Raw genomic sequence first — 10,238 nt, 5'->3', positions numbered from 1 at the left:
ACCTCGTCAGTACTTCAGCAGGCTCGCGTCGTCGACCGAGGCCGAGCGACGAGTCCGGAAGATGGTCATGATGATGGCCAGCCCGACCACGACCTCGGCCGCGGCCACCACCATCACGAAGAAGGCGGCGATCTGGCCGTCGAGGTTGCCGTGCTGCTTGGCGAAGGTCACCAGTGCCAGGTTGCAGGCGTTGAGCATCAGCTCGACGCACATGAAGACCACCAGCGCGTTGCGCCGGGTCAGCACGCCCACCGCACCGATGGTGAAGATGATCGCCGAGAGGACGATGTAGGGGGTGAGGCTCATGCCCGGTCCTCCTCGGTGGCGGCGACGCCGGAGTCCTTGCCGCCGGTCTCGGGTGCGCTCTCGGGAACGCCGATCTGGCGGGCGATGGGGTCGATGTCGTCGGCCAGCGCCGGCGCCGAGCGGACCACGCCCCGGGCCTGCATGACCCGGGAGACCGAGATCTCCGAGATCGTCCCGTCGGGGAGCAGGGCGGGGGTGTCCACCGCGTTGTGGCGGGCGTAGACACCGGGGGCCGGCAGCGGGCCGGGGTGCTTGCCGGACTCGGCGTAGTCGCGCATCCGCTGCGCGGCCATGTCGGCCTGGCCCTGCTTGGGGGTCAGTCGCTCGCGGTGGGCGAGGACCATGGCGCCGAGCGCGGCGGTGATCAGCAGCGCGGCGATCGCCTCGAAGGCGAAGACGTAGCGGCTGAAGAGGAGCGCGGCGATCCCCTCGACGTTGCCGTCGGCGTTGGCCGCGCCCAGGCCGGTCGCGGCACCGAGCGAGATCTGGCCCACGGCCAGCACCATCACGGCACCCAGCACCAGGCCGATCAGCGTGGCCGCCACCCGCTGCCCGCGGATGGTCTCCACCACCGAGTCGCTGGCGTCGACCCCGACCAGCATCACGACGAAGAGGAAGAGCATCAGGATGGCGCCGGTGTAGACGATGATCTGCACGGCGAAGAGGAACGGGGCCTCGAGGACCAGGTAGAGCACCGAGAGGCTCATCATCACCACGGCCAGCAGCAGCGCCGCGTGGACGGCCTTGCGCACGAAGAGCACGCCCAGCGCGGCCAGCACCATCACGGGGGCGAGGATCCAGAAGGCGGTCACCGGTCGCCCTCCTTCTTCGCGAAGCTCCCCCGGTAGTAGTCGCCCTCGTCGTCGCCGAGGAGCATCGGGTGCGGCGGCTGCTCCATGCCGGGCAGCAGCGGGGCCAGCAGGTCGCTCTTCTCGTAGATCAGCGACTCGCGGGTGGAGTCGGCCAGCTCGTACTCGTTGGTCATGGTCAGCGCACGGGTCGGGCAGGCCTCGATGCAGAGCCCGCAGAGGATGCAGCGCAGGTAGTTGATCTGGTAGACGCGGCCGTAGCGCTCGCCCGGGCTGAACCGCTCGCCGCCCTCGGCGTCGGAGTTGGAGGCACCCTCGACGTAGATCGCGTCCGCCGGGCACGCCCAGGCGCACAGCTCGCAGCCGATGCACTTCTCCAGGCCGTCCGGCCAGCGGTTGAGCTGGTGCCGGCCGTGGAAGCGCGGCGCGGTCGGCTGCTTGTCGAACGGGTACTGCTCGGTGACCACCTTGCGGAACATCGTCCGGAAGGTGACGCCGAATCCCGCGACGGGGTCCCACAGCTGTTCCTTCAGGGTCTTCGACCCCGTCTCGGACTCTGCCCTCTCAGCACGGGGCTTCGGGGTGGTCATCAGCTCTCCTCACCAGCGTGGTCGGTCGTGCGGGTCGGGAAGGTCAGCGGGGCGGCCGCGCCCCGCACGGCACCACCCTCGGGCATCGGCGGGACCGGGAAGCCGCCCGCGAAGGCGTCCTGCTCGTCGGTCTCGTCGGCCGTCTCGTCGCCGCCGCCACCGGGGATCAGCAGCGCGCCGGCGAGCAGCACCACCGCGACGGCGAAGCCGATGAGCAGGTAGTTGCGGTCGATCCCGTCGGGCCCGGCGGCCAGCCGGATGGCGGCGACCGCCATGATCCAGGCCAGGGAGATCGGGATGAGCACCTTCCACCCGAACGCCATGAACTGGTCGTAGCGCAGCCGGGGCAGGGAGCCGCGGAGCCAGATGAACATGAAGATGAAGATGAACATCTTGCCGAAGAACCAGAGCACCGGCCAGTAGCCCTCGTTGGCGCCGTCCCACATGGAGAACGGGAACGGTGCGCGCCAGCCGCCCAGGAAGAGCGTGGTCGCGATCGCCGAGACGGTCGCCATGTTGATGTACTCGGCCAGGAAGAACATGGCGAACTTCATCGCCGAGTACTCGGTGTGGAAGCCGCCCACCAGCTCGCCCTCGGCCTCGGGGAGGTCGAAGGGGGCGCGGTTGGTCTCGCCGACCATCGCGATCACGTAGACCACGAACGAGGGCAGCAGGATCAGCCCGAACCACCCGGGGACCGGGATCTCGGCCCCGAAGAGCTCCACGTGGCCACCGGCCTGGGCGGCCACGATCTCCGAGGTGGACATCGAGCCGGCGTAGATGAAGACGGCGACCAGGGCCAGGCCCATGGCGATCTCGTAGGAGATCATCTGCGCGCTCGAGCGCAGGCCACCCAGCAGCGAGTACGTCGACCCCGAGGACCAGCCGGCCAGCACGATCCCGTAGATGCCGATCGAGGCGATGCCGAGCAGGAAGAGGACGGCGACCGGCATGTCGGTCAGCTGCAGCGGGGTGGTGATGTCGCTGAACGGGACCTTCACCTCCGGCCCGAAGGGGATCACCGACCAGGTCACGAAGGCCGGGATCACCGCGATGAAGGGCGCGGCGAAGTAGACGACCTTGTCGGCCGCCTTGGGGAAGATGTCTTCCTTGAACATCAGCTTGGTGCCGTCGGCCAGCGACTGCAGCAGGCCGAAGGGGCCGTTGACGTTGGGGCCGATCCGGTGCTGCATCCGACCGACGACGCGGCGCTCGAACCAGATGTTGAAGAGGGTCAGCAGCACCAGGACCAGGAAGATCAGCACGGCCTTGACCAGCACCAGCCACCAGGGGTCCTGGCCGAAGGCGTCGAGGCCGCCACCGCCGCCGCTCTCCGCGGAGGCGTCGGCCAGCATGTGCAGCGCACTCAGGTGGGCACTCATTCGGCTGCTCCCTTCACGGTGACCTGGCTCCCGGGCGAGGCGACGTCCGCCAGCACCCCGCGCCCGCACGAGCGCGCGGGCAGCCAGACGACGCCCTCGGGCAGGTCGGCCACCTCGACGGGCATCGTCACGCTGCCCCGGTCACCGGAGACCTGCACCCGGGGGGTGCCGGCCTCGATCATCCCGAAGATCCGGTCGTGGTCGGTGGCCGAGAGGCGCGCCACGGCGCGGCGCCCGGAGGCACGGTAGTGCACCTCGCCGTCCTGCATGGAGCCCAGGTCGACCAGCTGCTTCCAGCTGGCCAGCACCATGGTGCCGGCCTTCTGGCGCGACTGCTTGGGCGCCTTGCCCGCCTCGAGCACGGGGCGCTCCCCGTCCCAGGGGCCGAGGGCGGCCATCTCCTGGCGCACCTCGTCCACCGTGCGGAAGCCGAGCGGCGCACCGAGCTCCTCGGCGATGCCGGCCAGCACCCGCAGGTCGGGCAGCGAGCCGGGGTTGGTGAAGACCGCGTCGAAGGAGCGGGTCCGGCCGTCCCAGGTCACGAAGGTGCCCGCCTTGTCGGTGACCGGGGCCACCGGGAAGACGACGTCGGCGTGCCGGCTCACGTCGGTGGCCCGCAGCTCGAGCTGCACCACGAAGCGGGCCTGCGCCAGCGCCTGGCGGAAGGCGGCCGGGTCGGAGGTGTCGTCGGGGTCCACGCCGCCGACGACCAGGCCGCCGACCGCGCCGGAGAGGAGCCCGGCGACGATGGCGTCGCCGTCGCGCCCGGCCTGCGCCGGGAGGGACTCCACGCCCCAGGCGGTGGCGACGTCGATCCGGGCGCCCGCGTCGCTCACCGGGCGGCCGCCCGGCAGCAGGGTCGGCAGGCAGCCGGCCTCGACCGCGCCACGGTCACCGGCACGGCGCGGGACCCAGGCGAGCCGGGCACCGGTGGTCCGCGCCAGCTCGACCGCCGCGGTCAGGGCGCCGTGGGTGGCGGCGAGCCGCTCCCCCACCAGGATGAGACCGCCGCCGTCGAGGGCGACCTCGCCGTCGGAGGCCAGGTCGCGCAGCGCCTCGGCCTCGGCCCCCGGCGCGGTGCGCACCAGGCGCCCGTCCAGCTTGGCCAGCCCGCGCGAGGTGTAGGGCGCGATCGAGACGACCCGGGTCCCGTGCCGCTTGACCGCCTTGCGGAGCCTCAGGAAGAGCGTGCCGGCCTCGTCCTCGGGCTCGAGGCCGGCGAGCACGACGACGGAGGCGCGCTCGAGGTCGGCGTAGGTCACTCCCCCGGCCTCGTGGCTGGTGAGCACCACCTGGGAGGCCAGGAAGGAGGCCTCCTCGGCACTGTGCGGGCGGGCGCGGAAGTCGATGTCGTGGGTGCCGAGCGCGACCCGGGCGAACTTCGCGTAGGCGTAGGCGTCCTCGGCGGTGACGCGGCCGCCGGTCAGCACGGCGGAGCCGCCGGCCGCGGCCAGTCCGCGCGCCGCGACCGCGAAGGCCTCGGGCCACGAGGCGGGACGCAGCTCGCCCGTGCCGCCGTCCTCGACCCGGTCACGCACCTGCGGGTAGGTCAGCCGGTCGTCCTGGCGGGCGTAGTGGAACGCGAAGCGGTCCTTGTCGGTGATCCACTCCTCGTTGACCTCCGGGTCGTTGCCGGCCAGGCGACGCATCACCTTGCCGCGCCGGTGGTCGATCCGGATGGCCGCGCCGCAGGCGTCGTGCTCGGCCACGCCCGGGGCGGAGACGAGGTCGAAGGGGCGGGAGCGGAACCGGTAGTCGGCGCTGGTCAGCGCGCCCACCGGGCAGATCTGCACGGTGTTGCCGGAGAAGTAGCTCTCGAAGGGCTCCCGCTCGTAGATGCCCACCTGCTGGAGGGCGCCACGCTCGATGAGCGCAATGAACGGGTCGCCGGCGATCTCCTGGGAGAAGCGGGTGCACCGGGCGCAGAGGATGCAGCGCTCACGGTCGAGCAGCACCTGGGCGGAGATGTTGATCGGCTTGGGGAAGGTCCGCTTGATGCCGCCCTGGGCGGAGAAGCGGGACTCGCCGCGACCGTTGGACATCGCCTGGTTCTGCAGGGGGCACTCGCCGCCCTTGTCGCAGACGGGGCAGTCGAGGGGGTGGTTGATGAGCAGCTGCTCCATCACTCCCTGCTGGGCCTTGTCGATGTCGGGCGAGGTCAGCTGGGTGCGCACCTCCATCCCCTCGGCGACGGGGAGGGTGCAGGAGGCCTGCGGCTTCATCCGGCCGGGAGGGCCCTGCATCTGACGCATCGAGCCGTCGGGTCCGGGCATGGCGACCTCGACCAGGCACTGGCGGCAGGCGCCGGCCGGGGCGAGGAGCGGGTGGTCGCAGAACCTGGGGATCTGGACGCCGATCTGCTCCGCGGCGCGGATCACCAGGGTGCCGGGCGGGACGCTGACGGCGACGCCGTCGATGGTGAGGTTGACCAGCTCGGTGGAGACCTGGGTCATGCGTGCGCTCCTGCGGGTGCGAAGAGGGTGGAGGCAGCGGGGTCGAACGGGCATCCACCGTGGGTGAGGTGGGCGACGTACTCGTCCCGGAAGTACTGGATCGAGGACTGGACCGGGCTGACGGCGCCGTCGGCCAGCGCGCAGAACGAGCGGCCGAGGATGTTGTCGCACTGGTCGAGCAGCTGGTCGAGGTCGGCCTCGGTGCCCTGGCCCTTCTCGAGCCGGGCCAGGACCTGCACCAGCCACCAGGTGCCCTCGCGGCACGGCGTGCACTTGCCGCAGGACTCGTGCTTGTAGAACTCCAGCCACCGCAGCGTGGCGCGGACCACGCAGACGGTCTCGTCGAAGACCTGGAGGGCACGGGTGCCGAGCATCGAGCCGGCGCTGCCCACGCCCTCGAAGTCCAGCGGGACGTCGAGGTGCTCGTCGGTCAGCAGCGGCGTGGAGGAGCCGCCCGGGGTCCAGAACTTGAGTGCGTTGCCGTGGCGCATGCCCCCGGCCATCTCGATGAGCCGGCGCAGCGTGATGCCCAGCGGAGCCTCGTACTGGCCGGGGCGGGCCACGTGGCCCGACAGGCTGAAGATGCCGAAGCCCTTGGAGCGCTCGGTGCCCATCGAGGAGAACCACTCCGGGCCGTTGGCCACGATGCTGGGCACCGAGGCGATCGACTCGACGTTGTTGATCACCGTGGGGCTGGCGTAGAGCCCGGCCACCGCGGGGAACGGGGGCCGCAGCCGGGGCTGGCCCCGGCGACCCTCCAGCGAGTCCAGGAGGGCGGTCTCCTCGCCGCAGATGTAGGCGCCCGCGCCGGCGTGCACCACCAGGTCGAGGTCGTAGCCGGAGCCCTGGATGTCCTTGCCCAGGTGGCCGGCGAGGTAGGCCTCCTGCACGGCCCGCTGGAGCCGCCGGATCACGTGGAGCACCTCGCCGCGCACGTAGATGAACGCGTGGTTGGCGCGGATCGCGTAGGCGCTGATGATCACGCCCTCGATCAGCGTGTGCGGGCTGGCCATCATCAGCGGGATGTCCTTGCAGGTGCCCGGCTCGGACTCGTCGGCGTTGACCACGAGGTACTTGGGCTTCGGGTTGTCCTGCGGGATGAAGCCCCACTTCATCCCGGTGGGGAAGCCCGCGCCGCCGCGGCCGCGGAGCCCGGAGTCCTTGACCACGCCGATGATCTCGTCGGGGGCCATGGCCAGCGCCTTGGAGAGCGCGCCGTAGCCGCCCTGGCCCTCGTACGCCTCCAGGGTCCAGGACCGCTCGTCGCCCCAGTTGGCGGTCAGGACCGGGGTCAGGGTGTCGATGGGGTCGCTCACTTCTCGTCCGCCTTCACTTCGGGAGCGGTCCAGCCGTTCTCCCGGGCGAGCTCGCGGCCCACCAGGGAGGCCGGCCCGGCCGACGGGCCCTCGTCCGCGAGACCGTCGTTGAACCCGGCGAGGACCCGCTCGGCCTCGCGCCAGGTGCAGATCCTCGGGCCCCGGGTGGAGTGCACCTCACGGCCGGCGCGCAGGTCGTCGACCAGCTCGACGGCCGACTCGGGGGTCTGGTTGTCCATGAACTCCCAGTTGACCGTCATCACCGGGGCGAAGTCGCACGCGGCGTTGCACTCGATGTGCTCCAGCGAGACCGTGGCGGTGTCGCCGTCGCGCCGCGCGGCGGTCTCGTCGTTGCCGACGTCGAGGTGGTCCTTGAGCCGCTCGAGGATCTGGTCGCCGCCCATCACCGCGCAGAGCGTGTTGGTGCAGACCCCGACGTGGTAGTCGCCGACCGGCCGACGCTTGTACATCGTGTAGAAGGTGGCCACCCCGCTGACCTCCGCGGCGGTGATGCCGAGCACCTCGGCGCACGCCTCGATGCCCTCGGGGGTGATCCTCCCCTGGGCCGACTGGACCAGGTGGAGCATCGGGAGCAGGCCCGAGCGGGGCTGCGGGTAGCGGGCCGCGATCTCGCGCAGCTCGGCGGTCGTCCTCGGGTCGATCGGCTCCGTCATCGGTCCACTCCTCCCATCACGGGGTCGATCGAGGCGATCGCCACGATCACGTCCGAGACCATGCCGCCCTCGGACATCACGCTGGTGCCTTGCAGGTTGACGAACGACGGGTCGCGGAAGTGCGCCCGGAAGGGCCGGGTGCCGCCGTCGGAGACCACGTGGGCCCCGAGCTCGCCGCGGGGGCTCTCCACCGGCACGTAGGCCTGGCCCGGCGGGACCCGGAAGCCCTCGGTGACCAGCTTGAAGTGGTGGATGAGGGCCTCCATCGACTCGCCCATGATGTGCCGGATGTGGTCGAGGCTGTTGCCCATGCCGTCGCTGCCGATCGCCAGCTGGCTCGGCCAGGCGATCTTGCGGTCGCCCACCATCACCGGGGCGCCGTCGAGCTTGGCCAGCCGGTCGGCGCACTGCTCCACGATCCGCAGGGACTCCCACATCTCGTTGAGCCGCACCCGGAACCGGCCGTAGGAGTCCTGGGTGTCCCAGGTCTGGACGTCGAAGTCGTAGTCCTCGTAGCCGGAGTAGGGCTGGGTCTTGCGCAGGTCCCAGGCGTAGCCGGTGGCGCGCAGCGGCGGTCCGGTGATGCCGAGCGCCAGGCAGCCGGCGAGGTCGAGCTCGCCCACGCCCTCCAGCCGCCCCCGGAAGATGGGGTTGGCGTTGCAGAAGGCGGCGTACTCGGGGAGGCGCTTCTTCATCAGGGCGATGAAGGCGCGGATGTCGTCGAGCGCTCCGGCGGGGAGGTCCTGCGCGACACCGCCGGGCCGGATGAACGCGTGGTTCATCCGAAGACCGGTGATCGTCTCGAAGAGGTCGAGCACGAGCTCGCGCTCGCGGAAACCGATGGTCATCACCGTCAGCGCGCCGATCTCCATGCCGCCGGTGGCGACCGCGACCAGGTGCGAGGAGATGCGGTTGAGCTCCATGAGCAGGACCCGCATGACCTGGGCCTTCTCGGGGATCTGGTCCTCGATGTCGAGCAGCCGCTCGACCCCGAAGCAGTAGGTCGCCTCGTTGTAGAACGGGGAGAGGTAGTCCATCCGGGTGCAGAACGTGACGCCCTGGACCCAGGAGCGGTACTCCATGTTCTTCTCGATGCCGGTGTGCAGGTAGCCGACGCCGCAGCGGGCCTCGGTCACCGTCTCGCCCTCGAGCTCGAGGATCAGCCGGAGCACGCCGTGGGTCGACGGGTGCTGCGGGCCCATGTTGACGACGATCCGCTCCTCGACACCCTCGCCGAGGCCCTCCGAGATCGTGTCCCAGTCCTGGCCGGTGACGGTGAAGACGCGCCCCTGGCTGGTCTCCGAGCCCTGGGCATACATGTCCTGGGCGGAGAGGTCGTTGTGGTCTGTGGTTGCCATCAGTTGTAGGACCTCCGCTGGTCCGGCGGCGGGACGGACCCACCCTTGTATTCCACCGGGATGCCCCCCAGGGGGTAGTCCTTGCGCTGGGGGTGGCCCGGCCAGTCGTCGGGCATGAGGATGCGGGTCAGCGCGGGGTGGCCGTCGAAGACGATCCCGAACATGTCCCAGGTCTCGCGCTCCTGCCAGTCGGCGGTCGGGTAGATCCCGACGACCGAGGGCAGGTGCGGGTCGGCGTCGGGCACCGAGACCTCCAGCCGCACGCGGCGGTTGTGGGTCATCGAGAGCAGGTGGTAGACGACGTGCAGCTCGCGGCCGGCGTCCTCGGGGTAGTGCACCCCGGAGACCGAGGAGAGGAGCTCGAAGCGCAGGCGCTCGTCGTCGCGGAGGAGCTGGGCCACGGTGGGCAGGTCCTCGCGGCGGACGTGGAAGGTGATCTCGCCGCGGTGGACGACCACCCGCTCGGTCGCGTGCTCGAGGCCACCGTCGGCCAGCCGCTGGGCCAGCACGTCGGCCACCTCGTCGAACCAGCCGCCGAAGGGGCGCTGGGTGGCGCCGGGGAAGACGGTGGGGGCGACCAGGCCGCCGAAGCCGCTGGTGTCACCGGTGCCGGCGGTCCCGAACATGCCGTGGCGCACGCCGACCGCACGCTCCTCCGTCGCGCCGGGGGGCAGCAGGTCGCCGCCCTCGCCGGAGGCGCGGACCTCGTCCTCGCGGGCGCGGGTCTCCGGGGTGTCCCGGGTGACCTGCACGTTCTCCGCGGAGCCGAACTCCTTCTTCTTGTCGTCGCTCATCGCAGCAGCCCCCGCATCTGGGAGGTCGGCAGGGCACGCAGGGCGGCGTTCTCCCGCTCCTCGATCTCGGCGAGGCGGTGGGCACCCATCTTGGTGTGCTGCACCTGGTCCTGGAGCTTGAGGATCGCGTCGATCAGCATCTCCGGACGCGGCGGGCAGCCGGGCAGGTACATGTCGACCGGCACCACGTGGTCGACGCCCTGGACGATCGCGTAGTTGTTGAACATGCCGCCGGAGCTCGCGCAGACGCCCATCGCCAGGACCCACTTGGGCTCGGGCATCTGGTCGTAGATCTGCCGCAGCACCGGCGCCATCTTCTGGCTCACCCGGCCGGCGACGATCATCAGGTCGGCCTGGCGCGGGCTGGCCCGGAAGACCTCCATGCCGAACCGGCCCAGGTCGTACTTGGGTCCGCCGCTGGTCATCATCTCGATGGCGCAGCAGGCCAGGCCGAAGGTGGCCGGCCAGAACGACGACTTGCGCATCCACCCGGCCAGTCCCTCGACCGTGGTGAGCATGACCCCGCTCGGGAGCTTGTCCTCGATACTCATGTCAG

10 protein-coding genes are annotated in these 10,238 nt (G+C 71.0%); all 10 read right to left on the bottom strand.

Annotation, left to right across the window (positions count from 1 at the left end; all coding sequences use genetic code 11):
- Positions 1-6: 6 nt before the first annotated feature.
- From nuoK to AC3X7R_RS04480, 10 genes are read right to left on the bottom strand one after another with little or no spacing between them, the layout of a single operon-like run.
- Entirely contained in the window at positions 7-306 is a 300-nt protein-coding gene (gene nuoK, locus AC3X7R_RS04525; RefSeq protein WP_489964378.1) for an NADH-quinone oxidoreductase subunit NuoK, read from the bottom strand.
- Complete coding sequence (locus tag AC3X7R_RS04520; RefSeq protein ID WP_489964377.1) at positions 303-1,118, bottom strand: NADH-quinone oxidoreductase subunit J; 816 nt, start codon at positions 1,116-1,118, stop codon at positions 303-305. Before AC3X7R_RS04520 ends, nuoK begins: the two co-directional genes overlap by 4 nt.
- Complete coding sequence (gene nuoI, locus AC3X7R_RS04515; RefSeq protein ID WP_489964376.1) at positions 1,115-1,705, bottom strand: NADH-quinone oxidoreductase subunit NuoI; 591 nt, start codon at positions 1,703-1,705, stop codon at positions 1,115-1,117. Before nuoI ends, AC3X7R_RS04520 begins: the two co-directional genes overlap by 4 nt.
- Positions 1,705-3,060, bottom strand: a complete 1,356-nt coding sequence (gene nuoH, locus AC3X7R_RS04510) for an NADH-quinone oxidoreductase subunit NuoH (protein WP_489965128.1) — start codon at positions 3,058-3,060, stop codon at positions 1,705-1,707. Before nuoH ends, nuoI begins: the two co-directional genes overlap by 1 nt.
- A gap of 23 nt (positions 3,061-3,083) precedes the next feature.
- Positions 3,084-5,540: an NADH-quinone oxidoreductase subunit G gene (locus tag AC3X7R_RS04505; protein WP_489964375.1), complete on the bottom strand. Its 2,457-nt coding sequence runs from the start codon at positions 5,538-5,540 to the stop codon at positions 3,084-3,086.
- Positions 5,537-6,856, bottom strand: a complete 1,320-nt coding sequence (gene nuoF / locus AC3X7R_RS04500) for an NADH-quinone oxidoreductase subunit NuoF (protein WP_489964374.1) — start codon at positions 6,854-6,856, stop codon at positions 5,537-5,539. Before nuoF ends, AC3X7R_RS04505 begins: the two co-directional genes overlap by 4 nt.
- Positions 6,853-7,530: an NADH-quinone oxidoreductase subunit NuoE gene (gene nuoE, locus AC3X7R_RS04495; protein ID WP_489964373.1), complete on the bottom strand. Its 678-nt coding sequence runs from the start codon at positions 7,528-7,530 to the stop codon at positions 6,853-6,855. Before nuoE ends, nuoF begins: the two co-directional genes overlap by 4 nt.
- On the bottom strand, positions 7,527-8,849 hold the full coding sequence (locus AC3X7R_RS04490; RefSeq protein WP_489965127.1) for an NADH-quinone oxidoreductase subunit D: 1,323 nt from the start codon (positions 8,847-8,849) through the stop codon (positions 7,527-7,529). The genes nuoE and AC3X7R_RS04490 overlap by 4 nt, the downstream gene beginning before the upstream one ends.
- A gap of 38 nt (positions 8,850-8,887) precedes the next feature.
- Positions 8,888-9,682, bottom strand: coding sequence for an NADH-quinone oxidoreductase subunit C (locus tag AC3X7R_RS04485; protein ID WP_489964372.1), 795 nt, complete (start codon positions 9,680-9,682; stop codon positions 8,888-8,890).
- A complete protein-coding gene (locus tag AC3X7R_RS04480; RefSeq protein WP_489964371.1) occupies positions 9,679-10,233 on the bottom strand; it encodes a NuoB/complex I 20 kDa subunit family protein in 555 nt (184 codons plus the stop codon). The genes AC3X7R_RS04485 and AC3X7R_RS04480 overlap by 4 nt, the downstream gene beginning before the upstream one ends.
- Positions 10,234-10,238 lie beyond the last annotated feature (5 nt).

This window comes from Nocardioides sp. Z22_16 (genome assembly GCF_058134365.1).
The sequence above is the reverse complement of the archived record's forward strand: the minus strand, read 5'-3'. Positions and strand labels throughout refer to the sequence as shown.

What these genes read in the sequence shown, in the direction of transcription:
- nuoK (WP_489964378.1), bottom strand. Translation starts at nt 306, where the DNA reads ATGAGCCTCACCCCCTACATCGTCCTCTCGGCGATCATCTTCACCATC.
- nuoI (WP_489964376.1), bottom strand. Translation starts at nt 1,705, where the DNA reads ATGACCACCCCGAAGCCCCGTGCTGAGAGGGCAGAGTCCGAGACGGGG.
- nuoH (WP_489965128.1), bottom strand. Translation starts at nt 3,060, where the DNA reads ATGCTGGCCGACGCCTCCGCGGAGAGCGGCGGCGGTGGCGGCCTCGAC.
- AC3X7R_RS04505 (WP_489964375.1), bottom strand. Translation starts at nt 5,540, where the DNA reads ATGACCCAGGTCTCCACCGAGCTGGTCAACCTCACCATCGACGGCGTC.
- nuoE (WP_489964373.1), bottom strand. Translation starts at nt 7,530, where the DNA reads ATGACGGAGCCGATCGACCCGAGGACGACCGCCGAGCTGCGCGAGATC.
- AC3X7R_RS04490 (WP_489965127.1), bottom strand. Translation starts at nt 8,849, where the DNA reads ATGTATGCCCAGGGCTCGGAGACCAGCCAGGGGCGCGTCTTCACCGTC.
- AC3X7R_RS04485 (WP_489964372.1), bottom strand. Translation starts at nt 9,682, where the DNA reads ATGAGCGACGACAAGAAGAAGGAGTTCGGCTCCGCGGAGAACGTGCAG.
- AC3X7R_RS04480 (WP_489964371.1), bottom strand. Translation starts at nt 10,233, where the DNA reads ATGAGTATCGAGGACAAGCTCCCGAGCGGGGTCATGCTCACCACGGTC.